General features: G+C 71.1%; 25 protein-coding genes. 18 read left to right on the forward strand and 7 right to left on the reverse strand.

From position 1 onward, the window contains the following. Positions 1-50 precede the first annotated feature (50 nt). From ACQPYA_RS05555 to ACQPYA_RS05565, 3 genes are all read left to right on the forward strand, one after another. On the forward strand, positions 51-1,445 hold the full coding sequence (locus tag ACQPYA_RS05555; RefSeq protein WP_433531563.1) for a DUF4331 domain-containing protein: 1,395 nt from the start codon (positions 51-53) through the stop codon (positions 1,443-1,445). Between the two features lie 14 nt (positions 1,446-1,459). Next, positions 1,460-1,816 (forward strand): phospholipase, encoded by a 357-nt coding sequence (locus ACQPYA_RS05560; protein WP_433531564.1) that lies wholly within the window; start codon positions 1,460-1,462, stop codon positions 1,814-1,816. A 470-nt stretch (positions 1,817-2,286) separates the two neighbouring features. Further along, complete coding sequence (locus ACQPYA_RS05565; protein ID WP_013731688.1) at positions 2,287-2,544, forward strand: WhiB family transcriptional regulator; 258 nt, start codon at positions 2,287-2,289, stop codon at positions 2,542-2,544. A 137-nt stretch (positions 2,545-2,681) separates the two neighbouring features. Here ACQPYA_RS05565 and ACQPYA_RS05570 read toward each other — a convergent pair whose 3' ends face one another. Beyond that, a complete protein-coding gene (locus tag ACQPYA_RS05570) occupies positions 2,682-3,131 on the reverse strand; it encodes a metallopeptidase family protein (protein WP_433531565.1) in 450 nt (149 codons plus the stop codon). Between the two features lie 199 nt (positions 3,132-3,330). Here ACQPYA_RS05570 and ACQPYA_RS05575 point away from each other — a divergent pair, with 199 nt between their 5' ends. Then, positions 3,331-3,696, forward strand: a complete 366-nt coding sequence (locus tag ACQPYA_RS05575; RefSeq protein ID WP_433531566.1) for a DUF3499 domain-containing protein — start codon at positions 3,331-3,333, stop codon at positions 3,694-3,696. Between the two features lie 47 nt (positions 3,697-3,743). Here ACQPYA_RS05575 and ACQPYA_RS05580 read toward each other — a convergent pair whose 3' ends face one another. The 3 genes from ACQPYA_RS05580 to ACQPYA_RS05590 form a co-directional block, all read right to left on the reverse strand. Then, entirely contained in the window at positions 3,744-5,120 is a 1,377-nt protein-coding gene (locus ACQPYA_RS05580) for an NAD(P)/FAD-dependent oxidoreductase (RefSeq protein ID WP_433531567.1), read from the reverse strand. Between the two features lie 80 nt (positions 5,121-5,200). Beyond that, positions 5,201-6,547, reverse strand: coding sequence for an aspartate aminotransferase family protein (locus ACQPYA_RS05585; protein ID WP_433531568.1), 1,347 nt, complete (start codon positions 6,545-6,547; stop codon positions 5,201-5,203). 349 nt (positions 6,548-6,896) lie between these two features. Continuing rightward, positions 6,897-7,409, reverse strand: coding sequence for an Lrp/AsnC family transcriptional regulator (locus ACQPYA_RS05590; RefSeq protein WP_433531569.1), 513 nt, complete (start codon positions 7,407-7,409; stop codon positions 6,897-6,899). A 206-nt stretch (positions 7,410-7,615) separates the two neighbouring features. Here ACQPYA_RS05590 and ACQPYA_RS05595 point away from each other — a divergent pair, with 206 nt between their 5' ends. From ACQPYA_RS05595 to ACQPYA_RS05630, 8 genes are all read left to right on the forward strand, one after another. Beyond that, entirely contained in the window at positions 7,616-8,800 is a 1,185-nt protein-coding gene (locus tag ACQPYA_RS05595) for an extracellular solute-binding protein (RefSeq protein ID WP_433531570.1), read from the forward strand. Beyond that, positions 8,800-9,954, forward strand: coding sequence for an ABC transporter ATP-binding protein (locus tag ACQPYA_RS05600; RefSeq protein WP_433531571.1), 1,155 nt, complete (start codon positions 8,800-8,802; stop codon positions 9,952-9,954). The genes ACQPYA_RS05595 and ACQPYA_RS05600 overlap by 1 nt, the downstream gene beginning before the upstream one ends. Before the next feature lie 67 nt (positions 9,955-10,021). Beyond that, a complete protein-coding gene (locus tag ACQPYA_RS05605; protein ID WP_433531572.1) occupies positions 10,022-10,936 on the forward strand; it encodes an ABC transporter permease in 915 nt (304 codons plus the stop codon). A gap of 55 nt (positions 10,937-10,991) precedes the next feature. After that, a complete protein-coding gene (locus tag ACQPYA_RS05610) occupies positions 10,992-11,834 on the forward strand; it encodes an ABC transporter permease (protein ID WP_433531573.1) in 843 nt (280 codons plus the stop codon). 103 nt (positions 11,835-11,937) lie between these two features. Next, positions 11,938-13,140, forward strand: coding sequence for a saccharopine dehydrogenase family protein (locus ACQPYA_RS05615; RefSeq protein ID WP_433533389.1), 1,203 nt, complete (start codon positions 11,938-11,940; stop codon positions 13,138-13,140). Position 13,141: 1 nt separating this feature from the next. Then, on the forward strand, positions 13,142-14,155 hold the full coding sequence (speB, locus tag ACQPYA_RS05620) for an agmatinase (protein ID WP_433531574.1): 1,014 nt from the start codon (positions 13,142-13,144) through the stop codon (positions 14,153-14,155). Between the two features lie 56 nt (positions 14,156-14,211). Next, complete coding sequence (locus ACQPYA_RS05625; RefSeq protein ID WP_433531575.1) at positions 14,212-14,604, forward strand: type II toxin-antitoxin system RelE/ParE family toxin; 393 nt, start codon at positions 14,212-14,214, stop codon at positions 14,602-14,604. Next, the gene (locus tag ACQPYA_RS05630; protein ID WP_433531576.1) at positions 14,601-14,912 is read left to right on the forward strand and encodes a helix-turn-helix domain-containing protein; all 312 of its coding nucleotides are present in this window, start codon (positions 14,601-14,603) and stop codon (positions 14,910-14,912) included. Before ACQPYA_RS05625 ends, ACQPYA_RS05630 begins: the two co-directional genes overlap by 4 nt. A gap of 96 nt (positions 14,913-15,008) precedes the next feature. On the opposite strand, the gene ACQPYA_RS05635 is transcribed toward ACQPYA_RS05630, so the two are convergent. The 3 genes from ACQPYA_RS05635 to ACQPYA_RS05645 are packed head-to-tail and all read right to left on the reverse strand — an operon-like array spanning position 15,009 to position 18,257. Further along, positions 15,009-15,410 (reverse strand): DUF779 domain-containing protein, encoded by a 402-nt coding sequence (locus ACQPYA_RS05635; protein WP_433531577.1) that lies wholly within the window; start codon positions 15,408-15,410, stop codon positions 15,009-15,011. Then, complete coding sequence (gene adh / locus ACQPYA_RS05640) at positions 15,410-16,915, reverse strand: aldehyde dehydrogenase (protein WP_433531578.1); 1,506 nt, start codon at positions 16,913-16,915, stop codon at positions 15,410-15,412. Before adh ends, ACQPYA_RS05635 begins: the two co-directional genes overlap by 1 nt. Positions 16,916-16,955: 40 nt before the next feature. Continuing rightward, positions 16,956-18,257: a GAF domain-containing protein gene (locus ACQPYA_RS05645; protein WP_433531579.1), complete on the reverse strand. Its 1,302-nt coding sequence runs from the start codon at positions 18,255-18,257 to the stop codon at positions 16,956-16,958. Between the two features lie 163 nt (positions 18,258-18,420). On the opposite strand from ACQPYA_RS05645, the gene ACQPYA_RS05650 reads away from it, so the two are divergent. From ACQPYA_RS05650 to ACQPYA_RS05675, 6 genes are all read left to right on the forward strand, one after another. After that, positions 18,421-19,086, forward strand: a complete 666-nt coding sequence (locus tag ACQPYA_RS05650; RefSeq protein WP_433533390.1) for a response regulator transcription factor — start codon at positions 18,421-18,423, stop codon at positions 19,084-19,086. Next, positions 19,083-20,141: a sensor histidine kinase gene (locus ACQPYA_RS05655; RefSeq protein WP_433531580.1), complete on the forward strand. Its 1,059-nt coding sequence runs from the start codon at positions 19,083-19,085 to the stop codon at positions 20,139-20,141. The genes ACQPYA_RS05650 and ACQPYA_RS05655 overlap by 4 nt, the downstream gene beginning before the upstream one ends. A 185-nt stretch (positions 20,142-20,326) precedes the next feature. Then, complete coding sequence (locus tag ACQPYA_RS05660) at positions 20,327-21,451, forward strand: acyltransferase family protein (protein WP_433531581.1); 1,125 nt, start codon at positions 20,327-20,329, stop codon at positions 21,449-21,451. A gap of 20 nt (positions 21,452-21,471) precedes the next feature. Next, a complete protein-coding gene (locus ACQPYA_RS05665) occupies positions 21,472-22,521 on the forward strand; it encodes a threonine ammonia-lyase (protein WP_433531582.1) in 1,050 nt (349 codons plus the stop codon). Beyond that, positions 22,518-23,696 carry a D-alanine--D-alanine ligase family protein gene (locus ACQPYA_RS05670; protein WP_433531583.1) on the forward strand — a complete coding sequence of 393 codons (1,179 nt, stop codon included), beginning with the start codon at positions 22,518-22,520 and terminating at the stop codon, positions 23,694-23,696. Before ACQPYA_RS05665 ends, ACQPYA_RS05670 begins: the two co-directional genes overlap by 4 nt. Continuing rightward, the gene (locus tag ACQPYA_RS05675; protein WP_433531584.1) at positions 23,693-24,328 is read left to right on the forward strand and encodes a M15 family metallopeptidase; all 636 of its coding nucleotides are present in this window, start codon (positions 23,693-23,695) and stop codon (positions 24,326-24,328) included. The genes ACQPYA_RS05670 and ACQPYA_RS05675 overlap by 4 nt, the downstream gene beginning before the upstream one ends. The last annotated feature ends 126 nt before the right edge of the window (positions 24,329-24,454 follow it).

Genomic DNA, 24,454 nt, shown 5'->3' on the forward strand with positions numbered 1-24,454 from the left:
GCCCGGCCGGCCATCCGATTCATCATTTCGCCCAGTGAGGTGGGTTCGTCATGTCTTCACACCGGGAAGCGCCGGAGATCGCCAAGGATCCGGTCGCCGACTCGTCGGACCTCTACGCGTTCGTCACCCCGGACAAGCCGGACACGGTGACGTTGATCGCCAACTACGTGCCGTTGCAGCTGCCCTCCGGCGGGCCGAACTTCTTCGAGTTCGGCGACGACGTGCGGTACGAGATCCACATCGACAACAACGGTGACGGCCACCCGGAGGTCACCTACCGCTTCGAGTTCACCACCGAGATCACCAACCCGAACACCTTCCTCTACAACACCGGCCCGATCGAGGCGCTGGACAGCAAGAACTGGAACCGGCGGCAGTTCTACAGCCTGACCCGGATCGCCGACGGCAGGAAGCATCTGCTCGCCCGCAAGCTGCCGTGCCCGCCGAGCAACGTCGGTCCGCTCTCCATCCCGAAGTACGGCGACCTGGTTCGCCAGGCCACCTTCTCGCTCTCCACCGGTGAGAAGGTCTTCGCCGGGCAGCGTGCGGACGGCTTCTACGTCGACCTCGGGGCGATCTTCGATCTCGGTACGCTGCGGCCCTTCCAGCAGTTGCACGTGGCCGGTAAGAAGCTCTTCCGGGCCGCCGGTGAGCCGGTCAACGCCCTCGACCGGATGAACGTGCACAGCCTGTGCCTCCAGGTGCCGCTGGAGAAGCTGCGCCGACGCGCCAACCGCTACGGCCGGCGGGACGCCGCCTCGGTGGTCGGGGTCTGGACCTCGGCGTCGCGCCGGCAGGTGAAGGTCCTCGGGGAGAAGGTGGCGGCAGACACCAGCGCCGGCCCGTTCACGCAGGTGTCCCGGTTGGGCAACCCGTTGTTCAACGAGGTCATCGTGCCGATGGCGCAGAAGGACCTGTGGAACACCCTGCCGCCGTCGGAGGACAAGCGGTTCGCCAAGTTCGTCGAGCAGCCCGAGTTGGCGGCGCTGCTGCCCGTGCTCTACCCGGGCGTCTTCGCCAACCTCGACAAGCTGAACAAGTCGAAGAAGGCGCGGGCGGACCTGGTCGCCATCCTGCTCACCGGCATCCCGGAGGGGCTGATCGACGGCTTCAGCAACGCCACCGGCGACGTGCAGGCCGACATGCTGCGGCTGAACACCGCCATCGCGCCGGCTCGCCGGCCGAACCGGCTGGGCGTGCTCGGCGGCGATCTGGCGGGCTTCCCGAACGGCCGGCGGACCACCGATGACGTCGTGACGATCGCGCTGCGGGCGATCGCGGGGCTGACCGTGCCGCTGGTGGACAAGAACTTCAAGCCGGACGAGGCGGCGGCTGCGGTGACCCCGGGCTTGACCGAGGCGGACGTGACCGCGCCCTTCCTGCGGGCCTTCCCGTTCCTCGGCACGCCCTACGACGGGTTCAACAACCCGCCCGTGGCCGCCTGAGCTCGGGAGCGGAGATGACCGAGCATTCCCACGTCCACTCGCACTCGTACGGGCCGACGGCCACCGCGACCGTCATGCTCAACCTGGGTGGCGACACCGGTGCACTGATCATTCACACCGGACGGCAGTTGCTGGGCCGGGAGATCGAGGTGAGTCGGGCCGACCGGGAGGGCGAGCCGCGGACCCACGCCGCGGTGCGCGAGCGCCAGGTCCGGGACGGCACGTTCCACAGTGCCGTCCTTCCGGACCTGCCCGCGGGGGTATATACCGTCTGGTGGGACGACGACACGCCGGCCGGCACGGTCGCCGTGGCCGGCGGCGCGGTCGCCGAGTTCACCTGGCCCACCAGCACCTCTCCGGCTACCGGCTGACGCCGCCGAGGATACCGACGAGCGCGCCCCGTCCACAATGTGGACGGGGCGCGCTCGTCGTTCACCCGCCCGGCGGGCAGGGTTGGCGAAGTCGCGTTAACCTTGCGGGTCAAGATCAACCGATCTTGCCGGGTGGCTTTCCGGGGGCCGCCGCAGGGTCCGTCGCCTCCGGGCGTGCCGTGCGCCACGGGAGAAAACTCGGGCAACTCGCCGGGGAGGGCGTTACTCGGTCGGGGTCTGAATCGATAGGGCAGGGCGAGGCCGGGTGGTCCGGACGACAGTCCGGGTGTGCGTGTCGGGAGGGCGACTCCATTATCAAGTTTGGCTTGACGGCGCACGTATTACACACGTGTAATTTGAATGGGGTTGTTCGCACGGAACGCAACAAAAGGGGACCGGACGGACAAGCACGCCTTTCGCGTGGGGGGTTGCAGCGGCGATGACGCCGGTGCGCGACAAGGAGGCAACTGATGGACGGCCAGCTCGAGGCGGCCGACCTGCTCGGAAACGCGCCGGAGTGGCAGGAGCGGGCGTTGTGCTCGCAGACCGACCCGGAGGCGTTCTTCCCCGAGAAGGGCGGCTCGACCCGCGAAGCGAAGCGGATCTGCTCGCGGTGCGAGGTCAAGACGGAATGCCTCGAATACGCTCTCGGTCACGACGAGCGGTTCGGGATCTGGGGCGGGCTCTCCGAGCGGGAGCGGCGCAAGCTCAAGCGCCGGGCAGCCTGACAGGTCGGGCCTGGGCGGTCGGGGGGCGTCCGCCCGGGTCGGACCGGAGACCGTCGCGGTGGGGGCCGCGGCGGTAGCCGGGTGAGCCTGGCGCCGGTGCCCGGCCGGGGCGTCGGGCGAGACTGACCGGTGACGGCTCAGGACAACTCGTCCGGGTCGACGCCGAGCAGGTTCGCCACCTGCTCGATGATCACGTCGTGCACCAGGTCGGCGAGATCCTCCCGGTCCATGGCCCGGAACTCCAACGGACGCCGGTACAGCACGATCCGGGGCGGCGCCTCCTGCCGGCCCGGTCGTCCCGGCAGCAACCGGGCGAGCGGCACCTCGCCGTCCTCCAGCACGTCGGAGTCGTAGACGTTGAGGTCGGGCGGGACGTCCTCGACGGCGAACTCCACCCCGGCCAGCTCCTTGGCGAACCGGCGTTCGAGCGACTCGACGGTGTCCAGCACCAGGTCGTCGAAGATCTCCGCCTTGGTCCGCGCCAGCGGCACGGTGGCCGGCACCAGCCGCCCGCGCAGGCCGCGTCCGTGCCGGTCGCGGTGGGCACGCCGGCCGGAGCCGGGGCGGCGGTTCTCCGGGCTCGTCATGAGCCAAAGGGTAGCTTCCGGTCGGACCCGGCCACATCAGCGCCGCCATCGTGGCGCGCCGCGTCGCCGTCACCCGGTTCGCGTCTGCCCGCCGCCGGCTGGCGCGCCGCGTCGCCGGACGAGAATTGTGATCACCAAGACGGGCGTGTCGGAACGCGAAGCGGTGCGCCGAAGCCGGTAATGGAGATACCCTGCGCGCGTGAGGTCACCACGGCGCTGCTCCCGTAACGGCTGCCCCCGGCAAGCGGTCGCCACACTGACCTATGTCTACAACGAGTCGACCGCCGTGGTGGGTCCGCTGGCCGCCTTCGCCGAGCCGCACACCTACGACCTCTGCGAGCCGCACGCCCGGAGCCTGACCGCTCCCCGGGGCTGGGAGGTGGTCCGGCACGAGGGCGAGTTCGAGCCGCCGCCGCCCACCCCCGACGACCTGGTCGCTCTCGCCGAGGCCGTGCGCGAGGCCGCCCGTCCCGCCCCCCGGCCGCCCCAGGACGACCAGGACCAGCCCACCACGCCCCCCACCTCCCGCCGCGGCCACCTCCGCGTGATCCCCCCCAGCTACTGACCCCTTGCCGCGCTCCCACTCCCGGCCAACGCGTGGGAGGGGGCGGGTCAGTGGCCCAGGAGGCGGGAGAAGGCGGCGGCTCGGCGGGAGGGGCGGTTGGTGCGGGACTCCGCCTGGTCGGCGGAGGACATGATCCTGAGGCCGGCGTTCACCGCCAGCCAGCGCAGTGGCTCCGGCTCCCAGCGGGGGGAACGGTGGTTGACCCACGGGAGTCGGGTCAGGTCGGTGCGCTCGCCCCGGATCAGGTCGGCCAGCGTACGCCCGGCCAGGTTGCTGGTGCCGACGCCGTCGCCGACGTACCCGCCCGCCCAGGCCAGCCCGTCGGCCCGGTGATAGCCGACCGAGGCGGCCCAGTCCCGGGCCACCCCGAGCGGCCCGCCCCAGGCGTGCGTCAGCGGCACGTCCGGGCCGAGCACCGGAAACAGCTCGCCGAGCGTACGGCGTAGCGCGGCGAAGACCCGTGGCTCCCGGTCGAAGCCCGGCAGGATCCGCGACCCGAAGTGGTACGGCGCACCCCGCCCACCGAACGCGAGCCGACCGTTGGCGGTGCGCTGGCCGTAGATGATGACGTGCCGGTGGTCCGAGAAGGTCTCCCGCTCGGCGAGGCCGATCTGCTCCCAGGTGGCCGCCGGCAGCGGCGGGGTCGCGACCATCAGCGAGTAGACCGGTGCGATGGCGCGCCGGTGTCCGGGCAGGCCCGGGGTGTATCCCTCGGTGGCGCGGACCACCACCGGCGCGCGGACCGTGCCGGCCGGGGTCACCGCCGCACCGGACCGGATCGCCGTCACCGGGGTGCGCTCGTGAATGGTCACGCCCCGGCGTTCGACCGCCCGCGCCAGGCCACGCACCAGCCGGGCCGGATGCACGGCCGCGCAGTGCGGGGTGTACGTGCCGCCGAGTACCCCCTCGGCGGCGCATCGGGCCACCGCCTCGTCCGGTCCGAGCAGGTCGAGATCTGCCGGGCCGAACCCGAACTCCCGCGCCTCGGCGACCGCCGCGCGGGCCCGCTCAAGTTGCGGCCCGCTGCGGGCGAGCACCACCGTGCCGCCGTACGACCAGTGGCAGTCGATCTCCTCGGCCACGACGACCCGGCCGATCTCGCGCACGGTGTCGTGCATGGCGCGTTGCATGGCGATCGCGGCGTCCCGCCCGTGCTGGCGGGCCAGCGCCGGCAGCGACGTGGGCAGGAGCGCCGAGCACCAGCCGCCGTTCCGCCCCGAGGCGCCGAACCCGGCGACCTGACGCTCCAGGACGACGATCCGCAGCGTCGGGTCGGCCTCCGCGAGGTAGTACGCCGTCCAGAGCCCGGTGTACCCGGCTCCGACGATGACCACGTCGGCCTCGGCCTCGCCGGCCAGCGGCGGGCGCGGGGTCAGCGGCTCGTCCACGGTGGAGAGCCAGTAGGACAGGTCCTGGTAGCGCACGGTCGCTCCTGATGGTGCCAGCCGGGCCGCGCCGCAGTCGGCGGTCGGGCCCGGCCGGAAGTGGCTGCGGAGATCAGGGCCTAGAGGCGGGACCACGCCTCGGTCAGCACGGCCCGCAGGATCTGCTCGATCTCGTCGAAGTGCTGCTGCCCGGCGATCAGCGGCGGGGCGAGCTGCACCACCGGGTCGCCCCGGTCGTCGGCCCGGCAGTAGAGCCCGGCGGAGAAGAGCGCGCCGGAGAGGAAGCCGCGCAGCAGCCGCTCGGACTCCGCCTCGTCGAAGGTCTCCCGGGTGGTCTTGTCCTTGACCAGCTCGATGCCGTAGAAGTAGCCGTCGCCGCGGACGTCGCCGACGATCGGCAGGTCGTGCAGCTTCTCCAGGGTGGTGCGGAAGGCACCCTCGTTGGCGCGTACGTGCCCGACCAGGTCCTCACGGGCGAAGACCTCCAGGTTGGCCAGGGCCACCGCGCAGGAGACCGGGTGACCGCCGAAGGTCACCCCGTGGGCGAACATGCCGGTTTCGGTCAGGAACGGCTCCATCAGCCGATCGCTGGCGATCATGGCACCGAGCGGGGCGTAGCCCGAGGTGATGCCCTTGGCGGTGGTGATGATGTCGGGCTGGTAGCCGTAGCGGGTCGCGCCGAAGTACTCGCCGAGCCGGCCCCACGAGCAGATCACCTCGTCGCTGACCAGCAGGACGTCGTACTCGTCGCAGATCTCGCGGACCCGCTCGAAGTATCCGGGCGGCGGCGGGAAGCAGCCGCCGGAGTTCTGCACCGGCTCCAGGAAGACCGCCGCGACGGTCTCCGGCCCCTCCCGCTCGATCGCGCGGGCGATCTCCTCCGCGGCCCAGCGACCGAACGCCACCGGGTCGTCGCCGTGCTCCGGGGCGCGGTAGAAGTTGGTGTTCGGCACCTTGATGCCGCCCGGCACCAGCGGCTCGAAATCGGCCTTGATGCCGGGCAGGCCGGTGATCGACAGGGCGCCCATCGAGGTGCCGTGGTAGGCGATGTACCGGCTGACCACCTTGTGCTTGGTCGGCTTGCCGGTCCGCTTGAAGTACGCCCGGGCCAGCTTCCAGGCCGCCTCGACCGCCTCCGAACCGCCGGTGGTGAAGAAGACCCGGTTCAGGTCGCCGGGGGTGAGCGCGGAGATCCGCTCGGCCAGCTCCACGGCGGTCGGGTGGGCGTACGACCAGAGTGGGAAGTAGGCCAGCTCGCCGGCCTGCTTGGCGGCGGCCTCGGCCAGCTCGGTGCGGCCGTGGCCGGCGTTGACCACGAAGAGCCCGGCGAGCCCGTCCAGGTAGCGCCGGCCCTGCGAGTCCCAGACGTACGCGCCCTCGCCGCGCACGATCGTCGGTACTTCGCCGGCGGAGTAGCTCGCCATCCGGGTGAAGTGCATCCAGAGGTGGTCGGTGGCGTTGGCCATGTCAGCCCCATCGGTTCTCGGGCCGGTCAGGGGTCACCGGCCACTCTGCCCACGGTTATCCCACAGCCCCACGCCGAAAGGCAAGTGCTATCGGTTGACTTCGTGCCCTGATGCAACGGATTTAGCAAGCTGTTGCGACTTCCGCAACGGAATCCGCATCCGGCCTCGCCAACCACCCAACCGCGGCCCCTCCCCCTCCCCGCCTCGCGTTCATGATCCGCACAACTTTCCTGTTGGTGCTGTCTCAGCGTGCGTTGAGGCGGCAACATCCCTGAAGTTGTGGGGATCTTCGGGTCGGCGCCTTCGCCCCGGATGCCGGGCGGGCGTTCGTCGCCGGCACTCCGCGCCGTCAGGCGGTGCCCCAGCTGTAGGTCTGTTTGCGCAGCTTGAGGTAGACGAACGCCTCGGTGGAGAGCACGCCGGAGACCGCGCGCAGCCGTTGCAGGATCTCCAGCAGGTGTTCGTCGTTGCGGCAGACCACCTCGGCCAGCAGGTCGAAGGAGCCGGCGGTGATCACGACGTAGTCGACCTCTTCCAGGGCGGCGATCCGGTCGGCCACCGCCTCCAGGTCGCCGTCGGTCCGCAGGCCGATCATCGCCTGCCGGGGAAACCCCAGCTGGAGCGGGTCGGTCACCGCGACGATCTGCATCACCCCGGCGTCGAGCAGGCGCTGTACGCGCTGGCGTACCGCCGCCTCGGAGAGGCCGACCGCCTTGCCGATGGTCGCGTACGGCCGGCGTCCGTCCTCCTGCAACTGCTCGATGATCTGCTTGGCGACGTCGTCGAGCAGGGCGTGACTCGCACCCTCGCGCACGCTGACCCGGCGTCCACCGTTGCCGCTGTCCTGCTGCCGGTTCGTCATCGACCGCTCCCCATGTCCATCACCGGGCTGAGCCTAGTGGCATCGGGCAGTCTGGCGTAATTCGTCGTCCAGGGCTATCCCAGCAACGGAATCCCTTGTGAGAGAGGTCTCCTCATGTCAGGATCAGTCGTCCATCGCCATTGACCCTCCCGCCGGCGCGCCCACCCCCGTCCCGCCGCCGACGATGACCCTCTAGGAGTCGTCACATGCGTAGTGCCTTCCGGCCCCTCACCCGGCGTGGTCTGCTCACTGGCACCCTCGGCTCGGCCGCACTGCTCGCCGCGGGCGGCACCCTCGCCGGCTGCGGCACCAAGGGCGCCCAGCAGACCGAGGACGGCTGCGTCAGCGAGGACCTGTCCGGTACGGAGAAGAAATTGGCCTTCTCCAACTGGCCGCAGTACATGGACGTGGACGAGGACAACAACGCAAAGCGTCCCTCGCTGGACGAATTCATCAGTAAAACCGGCATCCAGGTGACCTACACCGAGGACATCAACGACAACAACGAGTTCTTCGGGAAGGTGCAGAACCAGCTCGCCGCCTGTCAGAGCACCGGGCGGGACGTCATGGTGCTGACCGACTGGATGGCGGCCCGGATGATCCGGCTGGGCTGGCTCCAGAAGCTCGACAAGGCCAGGCTGCCCAACGTCGAGGCCAACCTGCTGCCGTCGCTGCGTAACCGTCCCTTCGACGTCGACAACCACCTCGCCGTCCCGTGGCAGTCCGGCCTGGCCGGTCTCGCCTACAACGGCCGGGTCACCCAGGAGATCCGCACCGTCGACGAGCTGCTCACCCGCCCCGACCTCAAGGGCAAGGTGACCGCGTTGACGGAGATGCGGGACACCATGGGGCTGCTGCTGATGTCCAACGGGCACAATCCGGGCGACTTCACCGCCAACCAGTTCGACGACGCGCTCAACAAGCTCAAGAAGGCGGTCAGCTCCGGGCAGATCCGCCGGTTCACCGGCAACGACTACGCGCCGGACCTGGCCAAGGGGGACATCGCGGCCTGCATCGGCTGGTCCGGTGACATCGTCCAACTCGGCTTCGACGACGAGCAGATCAAGTTCGTGATCCCCGAATCCGGTGCGACGCTCTGGTCGGACAACATGCTCGTGCCGAACCGGTCCACCCACAAGGCCAACGCCGAAGAGCTGATCAACTACTACTACGATCCGGCGGTCGCCGCCCAGCTCGCCGCCTACGTCAACTACATCTGCCCGGTCCAGGGCGCGCAGGCGGAGATGGAGAAGATCGACCCGGAACTCGCCGCCAACCCGCTGATCTTCCCGGACGAGTCGATGCTCTCCAAGGCGCGGGTCTTCATGGCGCTGGACGAGAAGCAGGAGCGCGAGTACGAGACCAAGTTCCAGCAGGTTATCGGAGCGTGATGATGGCGCGGGAGACTCCGGCCGGCGATCTGCGGCTGGCAAACCTCACCAAGACGTTCGGCGCTTTCACCGCCGTCGACGACCTGAGTCTGACGATTCCGCAGGGCTCGTTCTTCGCCCTGCTCGGCGCGTCCGGCTGCGGTAAGACGACCACCCTGCGGATGATCGCCGGACTTGAGGAGCCGACCAGCGGGCAGGTGCTGCTCGGGGATCGGGACATCGCCCGGCTGCGTCCGTACAAGCGGCCGGTCAACACGGTGTTCCAGAGCTACGCGCTCTTCCCGCACCTGGACATCTTCGAGAACGTGGCCTTCGGGCTGCGCCGGCGCGGCATCCGCTCGTTCGACCAGCAGGTCCGGCAGATGCTGTCGCTGGTGCAGCTCGACGGCTACGAGCGACGCCGCCCCGCCCAGCTCTCCGGCGGGCAACAGCAGCGCGTCGCCCTGGCCCGGGCACTGATCAACCACCCACAGGTGCTGCTGCTCGACGAGCCGCTCGGCGCGCTGGACCTCAAGCTGCGCCGCCAGATGCAGATCGAGCTCAAGCGGATCCAGACCGAGGTCGGGATCACCTTCGTGCACGTCACCCACGACCAGGAGGAGGCCATGACGATGGCCGACACGGTCGCGGTGATGAACGCCGGGCGGATCGAGCAGCTCGGCCCGCCCGCCGAGATCTACGAGTTCCCGGCCACCGCCTTCGTGGCCAACTTCCTCGGCCAGTCCAACCTGATCGCCGGCGAGGTCACCGGCGGCAGCGGAGGCCAGCTCCTGGTGACCGCCCACGGCGCCCGGTTCTCCGTGCCGGCCGCCCGCGCCCGCACCGATCGGGGCCCGGTCCACCTGGGCATCCGCCCCGAGAAGCTGCACCTGACCGGCTCCGCCAACCAGGTGCCCGCCGGCTGCCAGTACCTCGAAGGGACGATCAGCGACGCCTCCTACGTCGGGGTCAGCACCCAGTACCTGCTGCGCACCGGCTGGGGCACCGAGGTGAGCGTCTTCGCCGCCAACAGCGGCGCGCAGCATCGGTTCGTGCCGGGCAGCCGAGCGGTCGGGTACTGGGACCCGCGGCACGCCTTCCTGCTCGGCCGCCGGGCCGACGACGACGACCGCACCACCCCCGTCCTCGACGAGCCGGTGGGGGCGTCCTCGTGAGCGAGCGAACCATCGGGCACCGCAGCGAGGCGTATCACGCCGCTGGCGAGCGGGGCGAGGCGGCGGCGTGACTGCGCTGGCTCACGTCCCCACGGCCTCGGGGCAGCCGGCGTCGCCGCCGCCAGCCGCCCGCCCGGGGCGGCACCGGTTCCTGCCGTATCTGCTGCTGCTGCCCGGCGCGGCCTGGCTGTTCCTCTTCTTCGCCGTGCCGCTGTTGCAGCTCGCCGCCGCCAGCCTCTACGACCCGGACGGCTCGCTCTCCACCGGCTACGAGCTGACCTGGGCGTTCGGCAACTATCCGACCGCGCTCCAGCAGTACTGGCCGCAGTTCGGCCGGTCGTTCCTGTACGCCGGCATCGCGCTGGTGCTGGGGCTGCTGATGGGCTACCCGCTGGCGTACGCGATCGCGCAGAAGGCCGGTCGGTGGAAGAACCTCCTGCTGGTCTGCGTGGTCGCGCCGATGTTCACCAGCTTCCTGGTGCGCACGCTGGCCTGGAAGACCATCCTGTCGGACAACGGGTGGCTGGTCGGGCTGCTGCGCGACGTGCACCTGCTCGGCCCGGACGGGCGACTGCTGGCCACCCCGATCGCGGTGGTGCTCGGCCTGACGTACAACTTCCTGCCGTTCCTGGTGCTGCCGCTGTACGCGAGCCTGGAGCGGCTCGACTACCGGCTGCTGGAGGCGTCGAGCGACCTCTACGCCAGCCCGTTGAAGACGTTCCGGCGGGTCACCCTGCCGCTGTCGATGCCCGGCCTGATCGCCGGCACCCTGCTCTTCTTCATCCCGGCGACCGGCGACTACATCAACGCCGAACTGCTCGGCACCCCGAACCAGTACATGATCGGCAACGTCATCGACTCGGCCTTCCTGGTCCGGCTGGACTACCCGCAGGGCGCGGCGCTCTCCTTCCTGCTGATGTCGGCGATCCTCGCGGTGGTCTTCGTCTACCTGCGCCGGGCCGGCACGGAGGAGGTTCTGTGAGCGCGAGGAGTGCAGCGCAGCGGTGCCCCGCAGTCGCGAACGAAAGGCAGGCGTCGTGACCCGCGTGTCCCGCTGGTTCGCTCAGCACTGGGTGATGGGCGTCGCGTTGCTGGTGCTCGGCTACCTGTTCCTGCCGATCGCGGTGGTCGCCGCGTTGTCGTTCAACCGCCCGTCCAGCCGGCTGTCGTACGACTTCAACGAGTTCACCCTCGACAACTGGCGCAACCCCTGCGCCACCTCGGACATGTGCGACGCGGTGCTGCGTAGCGTGCAGATCGGTTTCATCGCCACGGTGGCCGCCACCGCGCTCGGCACGCTGATGGCGTTCGCGCTGGTCCGGCACCAGTTCCGCGGCCGGTCCGGGCTCAACGTGCTGATCTTCCTGCCGATGGCGACGCCGGAGCTGGTGATGGGCACCTCGCTGCTCGCCCTCTTCGTGGCCGGCGGGGTGCCGCTGGGCTTCTGGACCATCGTCATCGCGCACGTGATGTTCTGCGTGTCGTTCGTGGTGGTCACGGTCAAGGCGCGGCTGGCCGGGATGGACCGGCGGCTGGAGGAGGCCGCGATGGACCTCTACGCCAGTGAGTGGCAGACGTTCCGGCGGATCACCCTGCCGCTGGTGCTGCCCGGCATCGTGGCCGCCGCTCTGCTGGCCTTCTCGCTCAGCTTCGACGACTTCATCATCACGAACTTCAACTCCGGCACCACCGTGACGTTCCCGATGTACGTCTGGGGTGCCGCCCAGCGGGGCATCCCGCCGCAGGTCAACGTCATCGGAACGGCCATGTTCCTGGTCGCGCTGCTGCTGGTGCTGGCAAGCTCGCTGCGCGGCCGGCAGGCCCGGCGGGCGGCAGTGGCCGCGCCCGTGCCGAAACCCCGGGCAGGCAGCCGGCCATGACCCCGTCCAGCTCACGTTCCGAGGCCCGTGCCGATGCGCGGGCGGGACGGCGCGACCGCTGGCTCCGTACTCTCGATCGGTTTGGTTTGGGGTTCGATTCGTGATGCGTATCCTGCTCGTCGGCGCGGGTGGCGTCGGCTCCGCCGTCGTCGCCATCGCCGCCCGACGCGCCTTCTTCGAGACCATGGTGGTCGCCGACTACGATCCCGGCCGCGCGTCGCGGGCGGTCGCCGACCAGGACTCCCGCTTCGTCGCCGCTGCGGTCGACGCCTCCTCCGCGGCGGCGGTCGCCGCGCTCTGCCGCGAGCACCGGATCACCCACGTGCTCAACGCGGTCGACCCGCGGTTCGTCATGCCGATCTTCGACGGCGCGTACGCGGCCGGCGCGGACTACCTGGACATGGCGATGTCGCTCTCCCACCCGCACCCCGACCACCCACACGCGCAGACCGGCGTGAAACTCGGCGACGAGCAGTTCGCGGTGGCCGGGCAGTGGGAGGCCGCCGGCCGGCTGGCGCTCTGCGGAATCGGCGTCGAGCCCGGCCTGTCGGACATCTTCGCCCGGTACGCCGCCGACGAGCTGTTCGGTGAGATCGACGAGATCGGGGTACGCGACGGGGCCAACCTGACCGTGGACGGCTACGACTTCGCGCCCTCCTTCTCGATCTGGACCACCATCGAGGAGTGCCTGAACCCGCCGGTGATCTGGGAGGCGGGCCGGGGCTGGTTCACCACCGAGCCGTTCAGCGAGCCCGAGGTGTTCCACTTCCCCGAGGGCATCGGGCCGGTCGAGTGCGTCAACGTCGAACACGAGGAGGTGCTGCTGATCCCGCGCTGGGTGCCGGCGAAGCGGGTCACCTTCAAGTACGGCCTCGGCGACGAGTTCATCGAGGTGCTCAAGACGCTGCACAAGCTCGGCCTCTCCGCGACGTCCCCGGTGCGGGTGGGCGGGGTGTCCGTCTCACCGCGCGACGTGGTGGCCGCCTGCCTGCCCGACCCGGCCACCCTCGGCGACCGGATGCGCGGCAAGACCTGCGCCGGCACGTGGGTACGCGGCGTCGGGGTCGACGGCCGGCCGCGCGAGGTCTACCTCTACCACGTGGTCGACAACGAGTGGTCGATGCGCGAGTACGGCCACCAGGCGGTGGTCTGGCAGACCGCGGTGAACCCGGTGGTCGCCCTGGAACTGCTGGCCACCGGCGCGTGGTCGGGTGCCGGGGTGCTCGGCCCGGAGGCGCTGCCGCCGACACCGTTCCTCGATCTGCTCACCGGCTACGGCTCGCCGTGGGGCATCCAGGAGCGGTGAGATGACCCGCTATGGCCCGATGTTCGGCCCCGACGTCACGTTCCTCGGCGTGCCGCCGTGCACCATCGAGGAGCCGGCGACGTACGCGGACGCCGACGTGGTCATCGTCGGCGCGCCCTTCGACGGCGGCACCTCGCACCGGCCCGGCACCCGGTTCGGCCCGTCGGCCATCCGGCAGGCCTGCTACCTGCCGCACGACGGCTCCCGACCGTCGCTCGCCCTGCGCGTCGACGCCCTGCGTGACCTGCGGGTGTACGACGCCGGTGACGTGGAGATGTTCTCCGGCGACATCGAGCGGTCACTCGGCGCACTGGAATCGGCCGTGTACGCGGTGGCCTCGGCGGGCGCGATCCCGGTGGTGCTCGGCGGCGACCACTCCATCGCGCTGCCCGACGCCACCGGGGTGGCCCGCCACCACGGGCTCGGCCGGGTGTCGCTGGTGCACTTCGACGCGCACGCCGACACCGGGGACATCGAGTTCGGCTCGCTGCACGGGCACGGCCAGCCGATGCGCCGGCTCATCGAGTCCGGCGCGGTACGCGGCGACCGCTTCCTCCAGATCGGACTGCGCGGCTACTGGCCGGGGCCGGAGACGCTGCGGTGGATGGCCGAGCAGCGGATGCGCTCGTACGAGATGACCGAGATCGTGGCCCGTGGCCTGGACTCCTGCCTCACCGAGGCGTTCGGGATCGCGACCGACGAGTGCGAGGCCGTGTTCCTCTCCGTCGACGTGGACGTGGTCGACCCCGGCATGGCGCCCGGCACCGGTACCCCCGAGCCGGGCGGCCTCACCTCCCGGCAGCTGCTCGACGCGGTCCGCCGGGTCTGCTACGAACTCCCGGTGGTCGGGGTGGACGTGGTCGAGGTGGCCCCGCCCTACGACCACGCCGACATCACCGCCTACCTGGGCAACCGCGTGGTGCTGGAGGCGCTGTCGGCCATCGCCCGCCGCCGCCGCGACGCCACCACCGGAACCCCCTGGAACCCCACCCAACCCCTCCTAGACGCCCGCTGAACCTGGGGGCGTGGCAGAGGCCAGCGGGAAAGTTTAGCTCGGGCTATAGTTGACGCATGCGTGCAGGACGCCGCCGTTGGCAGGTTCGGGTCACCGGAGATGTTCGCCGATGGCTTCAGGAACTGCGGCGACGTGATCCGGAAACCTATGAACGCGTCCGCGTGGCCGTCGACATGCTGGCGGAGACCGGGCCGGGACTGGGACGTCCTCTCGTGGACACGCTCCGCGGAAGCAATATCAGCAACCTCAAAGAGCTTCGGCCGAGATCGGGCCGGGAGGTGGCGATCCGTGTGCTCTTCGTGTTCGACCCCTGGTCGCAGGCGGTTCTCCTGGTCGCCGGCAACAAGTCGCAGAACTGGACGCGGTGGTACCAGGAGAACATTCCGTTGGCGGAGGTCGCGTACAAGGCGTGGCTGGACAACGAGCGCGAGCGAAGGGGGGAGCTGTGACCGAGTTCCACGACTGGGATGAGGTGCGTGAGGAGCTTGGCGGTGACGAGGCAGCCTACGAGAAGGAGCGGGCCAGCACCGAGGCGTGGGTTAACGCCTTTCACCTCGCTGAGGAACGCAAGAGGTTGGGGCTCACGCAGCGGCAGGTGGCCGATTTCATGGGTGTCACGCCGGGACGGGTCAGCCAGATCGAAAACGGTGACCTCGACGTGAACGAGGTGGCCACGTTGAGTCGTTATGCCAACGCGCTCGGTGCCCGGCTCCGCATCATCTTCGACTACGGCGACGATCTCCGTCAGATCGCCTGACAGCGCTGCCCGTCGCCCTGAGTCGATGGTGACCCCCCTCGACAGCCACGGCTGGATCCAGGCCGACGGAGGGATCACCGCCGTACGACGAGCGTGTCAGGGGGCTAGGGTGGAGCGGATCAGGAAGCGGAGGCCTTCGGGGGCTTCCAGGGAGAAGCCGCTGCCTCGGCCGGGGACCACGTCGACGGTGAGTCGGGTGTGCCTCCACAGTTCCCACTGGGCCGCCGACATCCAGAACTCCACCGGCTCTGCAACCCCCTCGATTTCCAGAGCCGCCAGCAGGACGTCGGACGAGCCGGTGCGGAACTCGCCGGCCGGGTAGCACATCGGGGCGCTGCCGTCGCAGCAGCCGCCGGACTGGTGGAACATCAGCGGCCCGTGCTGCCCCCGCAGCGACCGGATCAACTCGGCTGCCGCCGGGGTCACCGAGACCACTGCCGGAGCGACGGTGGCCGGCGGCGGCGCGGCCCTGCGGGCCGCGCCGTCCGGGGCGCTCATCAGAAGAAGCCCAGCTTCTTCGGGGCGTAGCTGACCAGCAGGTTCTTGGTCTGCTGGTAGTGCTCCAGCATCATCTTGTGGTTCTCCCGGCCGATGCCGGAGTGCTTGTACCCGCCGAACGCCGCGTGCGCCGGATACGCGTGATAGCAGTTGGTCCAGACCCGGCCGGCCTGGATCGCCCGCCCGGCCCGGTACGCGGTGTTCATGTCCCGGGTCCAGACGCCGGCGCCCAGCCCGTAGAGGGTGTCGTTGGCGATCTTCACGGCGTCGTCCAGGTCGGCGAAGGAGGTCACCGAGACCACCGGGCCGAAGATCTCCTCCTGGAAGATCCGCATCGAGTTGTCGCCCTCGAAGATGGTCGGCTGGACGTAGTATCCGCCGGAGAGTTCACCACCCAGGTCGGCCCGCGCGCCACCGGCGAGCACCCGGGCGCCCTCCTGCCGGCCGATGTCCAGGTAGGACAGGATCTTCTCCAGCTGGTCGTTCGACGCCTGTGCGCCGATCATCGTCTCGGTGTCCAGCGGGTGTCCCTGCTTGACCTGGCCGGTGCGGGAGACGGCCGCGGCCAGGAAGTCGGCGTAGTGGCCCTGCTGGATCAGCGCCCGGGACGGGCAGGTGCAGACCTCACCCTGGTTGAGGGCGAACATGGTGAAGCCTTCCAGCGCCTTGTCCAGGAAGTCGTCGGACGCGGCACTGACGTCGTCGAAGAAGATGTTCGGGCTCTTGCCGCCCAGCTCCAGGGTGACCGGTTTGATGTTCTCGCTGGCGTACTGCATGATCAGCCGCCCGGTGGTGGTCTCGCCGGTGAACGCGACCTTGGCCACCCGGGGCGAGGACGCCAGCGGCTTGCCCGCCTCGACGCCGAAGCCGTTGACGATGTTGACCACGCCCGGCGGCAGCAGGTCGGCTACCAGCGACAGCCAGTAGTGGATCGAGGCGGGGGTCTGCTCGGCCGGCTTGAGCACCACCGCGTTGCCGGCGGCGAGCGCGGGGGCCAGCTTCCAGGTCGCCATCAGGATCGGGAAGTTCCACGGGATGATCTGCCCGACGACGCCGAGCGGCTCGTGGAAGTGGTACGCCACGGTGTCGTCGTCCAGCTCGCCCAGTGAGCCCTCCTGGGCCCGGATAGCGCCGGCAAAGTAGCGGAAGTGGTCGATGGCCAGCGGGATGTCGGCGGCCAGGGTCTCGCGTACCGGCTTGCCGTTCTCCCAGGTCTCGGCGATGGCCAGGGATTCCAGGTGCTCCTGCATCCGGTCGGCGATCCGGTTGAGGATGAGGGCCCGCTCGGCGACCGGGGTGCGGCCCCAGGCGTCGGCGGCGCCGTGCGCGGCGTCGAGGGCCTTCTCGACGTCCTCGGCGGTGCCCCGGGCCACCTCGCAGAAGGTCTGCCCGGTCACCGGGGTGGGGTTCTCGAAGTATCGGCCGCCGTGTGGCTTGACGTACTCGCCGCCGATGAAGTGGTCGTAGCGGGACTGCCAGTGGGTGGGCGCGTCGTAGCGCGTCATGGTGCACCTCCGCCGTCGGTGTGGTGGTGATGGCGGGAGGCTAGTTACCGGTACGTTGCAGCGACGTTGCGTACGGCAGGCCGTACTCGATGCTGAGCTGGCGGATCCGCGCCACGGCGAGCGGCCGGCGGGGCGCGCCCGGCGGCAGCGCCCGGGCCAGGACCTGCCAGGCGGCCAGGTCGTCGGCACCGGCGGGCGTCGCCGTCCAAGCCGCGAGCAGCGCCGGGTCCCCGGCGGCCAGCACCGCCGCGCGGAGCTGGCCGTCGACCAGCCGGCGCAGTCGCGTCACTCCCGGCGCGTCGGAGCCGGGCAGCAGCGGTCCGGCGTACGCGTCGAGCGCCCCCGCCGGATCGCCACCGGCCAGCAGTTCGGTGACGGTACGGAAGTCGGCGCGGACGGTGCCGCGCAGCCGGTACGGGCGGGAGTCGAGCAGCTCGGGCCCGAGCACCCGGCGCAGCCGGGACAGCTCGGCGCGCAGGGTGACCGGGTGCAGCCGGTCGTCGCCGTAGAGGTCGAGGCCGAGCTGTTCGCCGGTGCGTCCCTCGGGATGGTCGAGCAGCAGCACGAGCAGCTCGCTGTGCCGCCGCCCGAGCCGGATCCGACGCCCGTCCACCCGCAGTTCCGCCTCGTCCCGGCCGAGCGCGGCGATGTGCCGGACGCCCGGCTCGACCGGCCCGTCGGCGGCGAGTTGCGCCTCGGCCGCTCGGGCGGTGGCCCGGACCAGGGCGAGGCTCTGCGGGGTGGCCAGGTGGTCGCCGCCGGTGATGTCGATCGCGCCGAGCAGCCGTCCGCTGGCCGGGTCGTGGATCGGCGCGGCGGCGCAGGTCCAGCGCTGCACCGGCCGGGCGAAGTGTTCGGTCGCGAAGATCTGCACGCTGTGGTCGACGGCCAGGGCGGTGCCGGGGGCGTTGGTGCCGGCGTGCGTCTCGTCCCACCGGGCGCCGGGGACGAAGTTCATCCGCTCGGCGTGCCGGAGCACGCCGGGATGGCCCTCGACCCAGAGCAGCCGCCCGTGCTCGTCGCAGACCGCCATCAGGTGGGCGCCGTCGGTGGCGATGCCGCCGAGCAGGTCGCGGAAGAGTGGCAGGACACGGGCGAGGGGGTGGGCCGCGCGGTAGCTGGCCAGGGCGTTGTCGGTCAGCTCGACCGGCGGGGTGGCCTCCGGGTCGAGCAGCCGGGCCGAGCGGTTCCAGGAGCGCGCCACCACGTCACGGAGGTGCCGGTCGGTGCGTCGGGCCGCCTCCGAGCCGCCGGTGAGGAACGCCTCGTGGGCCGCGCCGACCTGCGCGATCCGCTCTGCCGGATCGGCGCCGAATTCCAGGGCGAGCCACGGGTCGACCACGGGCGACCTCCTCGCGCCCATGGTGACCCAGCTCACCCCGGATCGCCAAATGGGTACGTCGGGCGGTGGCGTGGAGGATTGCTGCGGCAGGCGTTTACGTAGCCCTTAACTTCTGCCTGAGAACGTAGGTCGGATGGCGACGGGCCACGGGGGTGTGGAAAGCGTGCGGGTGCTGGTGGCGGACGACGAGCGGTTGTTGGCGGACACGGTCGCCGAGGGGTTGCGTCGCCTCTCCATGGCGGTCGACGTCTGCTACGACGGCGACGGTGCGCTGGAGCGGATCGGGGTGACCCGGTACGACGTGGCCGTGCTGGATCGGGACATGCCCGGGCACACCGGCGACGAGGTGTGCCGTGGCCTCGCGGCCTCCGGCAGCGGCACCCGGGTGCTGCTGCTCACCGCCGCCGCCGGCATCCGGGACCGGGTGGAGGGCCTGGGGCTGGGCGCCGATGACTACCTGACCAAGCCGTTCGCCTTCGCCGAGCTGGTTGCCCGGGTGCAGGCCCTCGGCCGGCGGTCCGCTCCGGCGGTGCCGCCGGTGCTGGAGATGCACGGCGTCGCGCTGGACGTGGCCCGGCACACGGTCACCCGGGACGGCCACCCGGTCAGCCTGAGCCCGAAGGAGTTCGCCGTGCTGCACGTGCTGCTGCGTGCCGGTGGCCGGGTGGTCAGCGCGGAGGAACTGCTCGAACAGGCGTGGGACGAGTTCGCCGACCCGTTCACCAACACCGTCCGGGTCACCGTGATGACCTTGCGAAAGAAGCTCGGCGCGCCGCAGGTCATCCACACCGTGCCCCGGGCCGGCTACCGGATCGGCGGCCCGGCATGACCCTGCGCTGGCGCATCGTGCTGATCGGCGCGCTCGCCCTCCTCGTCGGGGCCATCCTGCCCGGTCTGACGGTGGTGGTCTTCGACGAGCTGTCGTTCCGGGCTCGCGCGGTTTGCGACGTGGGGCTGCCGGGGTCCGGCGTCGTGTGCGAGGCGGCGCGAGCCCTCGCCGGCCCGGCCGTCCCACTGACCGGGCTCATCGTCCTGCTGGGTGTGCTGGCCGGGATCTGGGCCGCCGCGGTGTGGTGCCTGCGCCCGCTGCGCGACCTCGCCGGGCCGATCTCACACGTCGGGCCACAGAACCTCGGCCACCGGATCCGGCCGAGCGGCAAGGACGAACTGGCCCGGCTGGCCCGGTCGATCGACGAGATGATGGAGCGCATCGCCGCCGGGTACGAGGGGCAGCGCCGGTTCGCCGCGAACGCCTCCCACGAGCTGCGTACGCCGCTCGCGGTGCAGCGGACGCTGATCGAGGTGGGCATGGCCCGGTCGCCCACCGCAGAGCAGCTCGAACTGTTGACCGGTCAGCTGCTGGAGACCAACGAGCGCAACGAGCGGCTCATCGAGGGGCTGCTCGCGCTCAGCGAGAGCGACGAGGGGCTGCGGTCGCGCATCCCGCTGCGCCTCGACGAGGTCGTCAGCACCGTGCTCGCCGCCTACCGGGAGCGGGCCGAGGCGGCCGGGGTGACCGTGGAGACCCATCTCGTGACCCGGGTGGTCATGGGTGAGCGGGTGCTGCTGGAACGCCTGGTGACCAACCTGGTGGAGAACGCGATCAAGTACAACCGGCCGGGCGGGACGCTCACCGTCGCGGTCGGCCGGGATCCGGCGCTGACCGTGGTCAACACCGGCCAGGTGGTGCCGGCCGAGGCGGTGGCGGGGCTCTTCGAGCCGTTCCGCCGGCTGGCCCGGGACCGCACGAACCAGAGCGGTGGCGCGGGTCTCGGCCTCGCCATCGCCCGCTCGATCACCCAGGCGCACGACGGCCTCATCGCCGCCCGACCAGCCGAGTACGGCGGACTGCGGGTGGAGGTCCGGCTACCCAACGCACCCTGACCGCGCCGGCGGTCTGCCGGGCCAGCAACCCTGACCGCGCCCGGTGCGGCGTGAACGCGGCGAAGTACCCCCGGTGCGGAGTGAACCAGCGGGCTTCCGCACTCGACGTACCGCCGGGCGCGGCGTCCCGGCCTTCGGCGTGCCCGATACCGGCCAGCCCCGCCCATCCTGCGAGAGGAGACCCCGTGAGCAACAGCGAGCAGCCGGCGGCACCGGCGGGCGACCGGCTTGACTGGGCGGACGTCGCCAAGGGTGGCTGCATCCTCCTGGTGCTGCTCTGGCATGTGATCATGAAGGACTACCTCCAGATCGACTGGCGGCTCACCGTGCCGGTGGCCGGCGCCTGGGGGACCCTCGGCGAGTTGCTGCTGCCGATGCGGATGCCGCTCTTCTTCGCCATCTCCGGAATGTTCGCGGCGAACGCCGTGCAGCGGCCCTGGCGCGCGGTCGGCCGGCCACGGATCGCCCGCTTCCTCTACCTGTACGGCGTCTGGCTGCTGATCCACACCGCCGTGCTCGCCCTTGCCCCCGGCTTCCCGACCGACCGGGCGACCAGCCTCGGTGACCTGCTGGCACAGCTGACGATCACCCCGTCCAACCTCTGGTACCTCTACGCGCTGGCGCTCTATTTCGTGCTGGCCAAGGCGCTGCGACGGGTCCATCCGGCGGTACCGCTGGCGGCGGCGGGGGCGCTCAGCGCCGTCGCGGCGGCCGGGCTGCTCGACACTCCGGGCAACCGGGGCGGTCTCTACCAGAACCTGGTGTTCTTCCTGGCCGGCCTGTACCTGCGCGGGTACCTCCAGCGGTGGGCCGATGCGGTCACCGGCCGCCGGCTGTGGCTGGCGGCGTGCGCGTACGCCGCCGTGCTGGCCGCCGTGGCGGCGACCGGTGCCGCCCGGCTACCCGGCGTGGCGCTGGTGGTCTCGCTCGTCGCGGTGCTGTTCGGCATCGCCGGGGCGGTCCGGCTGGCCCGATGGTCGGCGGTCGGCCAGCCGCTCGCCGCCCTCGGCCGGCAGACGTTGCCGATCTACGTGATCCACATGCCGGTGCTGGCGTTGCTGCATCGACTGATCGCCGATCCGATCGCCGGTCTGGACGACTCCGCCCGGTTCGCGCTGGCCATCGGCTTCCCGTTCTCGCTCACGGTCGTCGTGCTGGCGCTCAGCCTCGGCCTGCACCGGTTGCTGCTGGCTGCCCGGGCGACGTGGTTGTTCGACCTGCCCAAGCGGAACTCGGCCACCGGTCGGCCGGCAACCCGGCCGTCCCCGCCGGTGGCACCAGCGCCGTCCGTGCCGGCGGCTCCGCGTTGACTGATCTTGAGGGAGTGAACATGTCCCATACCGACCCGTCCGGAGCCGCCGAGGCTCTGATCGACGTGACGGAGGCGGCCCGTTGGCTCGACGGCCGGGTGCTGCGCACCCCGGTGCTGCGGGCGCCGGCCATCGACCGGCTGGCCGGTGCCCGGGTGTTGTTGAAGGCGGAGAACCTACAGGCCGGCGGTTCGTACAAGATGCGCGGCGGGCTGTTCGCGGTCGGCCGGCTGGCCGCGGCCGGGCATGCCGGGGTGGTGGCGCAGAGCACCGGCAACCACGCGGTGGCGGTGGCGCTCGCGGCCCGGCGGTTCGAGTTGGCCGCCACGGTGGTGCTTCCGGTCGACGCGGCGCCGACGAAGGTGGCCCTGGCCCGCGCGGCGGGAGCGAGTGTGGTCCTGATGGGTACCACGGTCGAGGAGCGGCTGAGCGTGACCCGGCGGATCAGCGCCGAGACCGGTTACCCGATCGTCGACGCGTACGACCATCCGGACGTCATCGCCGGGCAGGGCAGTGCCAGTGTCGAGCTGATCGAGGAGGCCGAGCGGCTCGGTACCCCACTGGACGCGTTGGTGCTGCCGGTCGGTGGGGGCGGCGGGGTGGCCGGTGCCTGCCTGGCCGTGGCCGGTCGGCAGATCGAGGTGTACGGCGTGGAGCCGCGCGGCTGTGACTCGCTGGCCCGCAGCCTGGCGGCCGGTCGCCCGGTCCCGGTCGCGCCAGCGCCGACGATCGCCGACGGACTGCGCCCGTCCTGTGTGGGCGGGCTGCCGTTCGCCGTCCTGCGTGACCGTCTGCGCGGGGTGGTGCGGGTGGACGACGACGAGATCGCCGACGCCTTCCGGCTGCTCCTGATGGAGCTGAAGGTGCTGGCCGAGCCCTCCGGCGCGGCCGGGCTGGCCGGCGCCCTGCGGCTGGCGGCCGACGGCGCGTCGGGTGCCGGAGGGGCGTCCGGTGCCGGTGAGCGCCGGCAGCGCACGGTCGGTGTGGTGCTGACCGGCGGAAACGTGGAGGCGGACCTGGTCGCCCGGCTGGCGACCACCGCCCGAGTCGAGGAAGAGGTAACGGCATGAGTAGCGATCGTCAGCAGGCCAGGGACGGAGCGCGGCGGGGCGACGGCCAGCGACCCCCGGTTCGGGTCGGGGTCCTGTTCGGCGGGCCGTCGGCGGAGCACGAGGTGTCGTGTGCCTCGGCGCTCGGCGTGGCGCGGGCGCTCACCGGTGACGGGTACCGCGTGGTCGCTGTCGGGATCACCCGCACCGGTGGGCTGCGGCTGGTCCCGGACGCGGTGCTGGCCGGGTACCTGCATGGCAGCGGGGCGGAGCGGGCCATCGACGACCGGCTGACCGTGGCCGGACCGACCGTGGAGTTGCGGGCCGGGCGGCAGCGGGGCACCGCGGTGGTCACCGCGGTGGACGCGCCCGGCACGGCGCACGCCGAGTTGGACGTGGTCTTCCCGGTGCTGCACGGGCCGTACGGCGAGGACGGCGTGGTGCAGGGGCTGCTCGAATCGCTGGGCGTGCCGTACGTGGGATGCGGCATCCTCGCCTCCGCGGTCGGCATGGACAAGGTGGCGATGAAGCGGGCACTGCGTGCCGAGGGGGTGCCCTGCACGCCGCACGTCTCGTTCGACGGGCAGACCTACCAGGCCACCGAGGACCCGGAGAAGCTGGTGGTGGGCCTGCGCCGGCCACTGTTCGTCAAGCCGGCCCGGATGGGCTCCTCGATCGGCATCTCCCGGGTGGCCGAGGGAGACGACCTGGCGGAGGCGATCGAGGAAGCGCTACGGCACGACAACCTGATCATCGTCGAACAGGGAGTCACCGGCCGGGAACTGGAGTGCGGGGTCCTCGGTGGGGCACGCCCGGAGGCGTCGGCGGTAGGTGAGGTGCGGGTCACCGGCGGCTGGTTCGACTACCAGCAGAAATACCTCGGCGACAGCGACCCGATGATCGTGCCGGCCGTCCTACCCGACGATGTGACCGAGCGGATCCAGGACCTGTCGATACGCGCGTTCGCCGCGATCGGCGGTTGGGGACTGGCCCGGGTCGACTTCCTCTACGACGAGGCCGCCGGCGAGCTGTACGTCAACGAACTCAACACCATGCCCGGCTTCACCGCGCACTCCATGTACCCGAAGGTGTGGGCAGCGGCCGGCGTCGGCTACCGCGAGATCGTGGACCGGCTGGTGGCCCTCGCCTTCGCCCGACACGCGCAGCGGCCCACCGGCCCGCAGGATCCCCGATGATCCTGCTCTGCGACCCGCGAGTCGCGGCGGTGCCCGGATTCGACGACGGCGAGCCGCTGATCGACGTACGCGCGATACCCGACCTGCGGTTGGACGAGCGGGCGGCCGACCCCGCCGGGGCGTACGCCCGGTTACGCAAGGGGGTGGTGGAGCGGCTGCTGGCCGCACAGGACGCGCTGCCACCCGGGCTGCGCCTGCTGGTGGTCGAGGGGTACCGGCCGTACCAGGCACAGCTGGACATCTTCACCGGTTACCGGGACGAGCTGCGCCGCAACCATCCGGAGTGGACATCGGAGCGGGTCTACCAGGAGACCACCAAGTTCGTCTCGCCGGTCGAGGTGGCCCCGCACAGCACCGGGGGTGCGGTGGACCTGACGCTCTGCACCGGCGACGGTGTCGAGCTGGACATGGGTACCCCGGTGGACGCCACCCCCGAGGCCAGCCAGAACGCCTGCTTCACCGACGCGCCGACGGTCGGCGCGACGGCCCGGACGAACCGCCGGACCCTGGCTCGCGCGCTGACCAGCGCCGGCCTGGTCAACTATCCCACCGAGTGGTGGCACTGGTCCTACGGCGACCGGTACTGGGCACTGCTGACCGGGGCCGCCCGCACCCGCTACGGAGCGGTGTGAAGGGGGGCGGTCCGACCTGGGCCGAACGGCCGGCCGGAACGTTCAATCGAAACTTTGTTTTCGATACGGGTCACTGGGCTGAACTGGTTAACGCTCACAGGCCGTACCAGCACCTGAAGTCAGGCT

Source organism: Micromonospora sp. CA-263727 (assembly GCF_050942455.1).
GTDB lineage: Bacteria > Actinomycetota > Actinomycetes > Mycobacteriales > Micromonosporaceae > Micromonospora.

Excerpts from the sequence above, each read along its gene's own strand:
- ACQPYA_RS05555 (WP_433531563.1), top strand. The coding sequence starts at position 51 with ATGTCTTCACACCGGGAAGCGCCGGAGATCGCCAAGGATCCGGTCGCC.
- ACQPYA_RS05560 (WP_433531564.1), top strand. The coding sequence starts at position 1,460 with ATGACCGAGCATTCCCACGTCCACTCGCACTCGTACGGGCCGACGGCC.
- ACQPYA_RS05565 (WP_013731688.1), top strand. The coding sequence starts at position 2,287 with ATGGACGGCCAGCTCGAGGCGGCCGACCTGCTCGGAAACGCGCCGGAG.
- ACQPYA_RS05570 (WP_433531565.1), bottom strand. The coding sequence starts at position 3,131 with ATGACGAGCCCGGAGAACCGCCGCCCCGGCTCCGGCCGGCGTGCCCAC.
- ACQPYA_RS05585 (WP_433531568.1), bottom strand. The coding sequence starts at position 6,547 with ATGGCCAACGCCACCGACCACCTCTGGATGCACTTCACCCGGATGGCG.
- ACQPYA_RS05590 (WP_433531569.1), bottom strand. The coding sequence starts at position 7,409 with ATGACGAACCGGCAGCAGGACAGCGGCAACGGTGGACGCCGGGTCAGC.
- ACQPYA_RS05595 (WP_433531570.1), top strand. The coding sequence starts at position 7,616 with ATGCGTAGTGCCTTCCGGCCCCTCACCCGGCGTGGTCTGCTCACTGGC.
- ACQPYA_RS05600 (WP_433531571.1), top strand. The coding sequence starts at position 8,800 with ATGATGGCGCGGGAGACTCCGGCCGGCGATCTGCGGCTGGCAAACCTC.
- ACQPYA_RS05615 (WP_433533389.1), top strand. The coding sequence starts at position 11,938 with ATGCGTATCCTGCTCGTCGGCGCGGGTGGCGTCGGCTCCGCCGTCGTC.
- speB (WP_433531574.1), top strand. The coding sequence starts at position 13,142 with ATGACCCGCTATGGCCCGATGTTCGGCCCCGACGTCACGTTCCTCGGC.
- ACQPYA_RS05625 (WP_433531575.1), top strand. The coding sequence starts at position 14,212 with ATGCGTGCAGGACGCCGCCGTTGGCAGGTTCGGGTCACCGGAGATGTT.
- ACQPYA_RS05635 (WP_433531577.1), bottom strand. The coding sequence starts at position 15,410 with ATGAGCGCCCCGGACGGCGCGGCCCGCAGGGCCGCGCCGCCGCCGGCC.
- adh (WP_433531578.1), bottom strand. The coding sequence starts at position 16,915 with ATGACGCGCTACGACGCGCCCACCCACTGGCAGTCCCGCTACGACCAC.
- ACQPYA_RS05655 (WP_433531580.1), top strand. The coding sequence starts at position 19,083 with ATGACCCTGCGCTGGCGCATCGTGCTGATCGGCGCGCTCGCCCTCCTC.
- ACQPYA_RS05665 (WP_433531582.1), top strand. The coding sequence starts at position 21,472 with ATGTCCCATACCGACCCGTCCGGAGCCGCCGAGGCTCTGATCGACGTG.
- ACQPYA_RS05670 (WP_433531583.1), top strand. The coding sequence starts at position 22,518 with ATGAGTAGCGATCGTCAGCAGGCCAGGGACGGAGCGCGGCGGGGCGAC.
- ACQPYA_RS05675 (WP_433531584.1), top strand. The coding sequence starts at position 23,693 with ATGATCCTGCTCTGCGACCCGCGAGTCGCGGCGGTGCCCGGATTCGAC.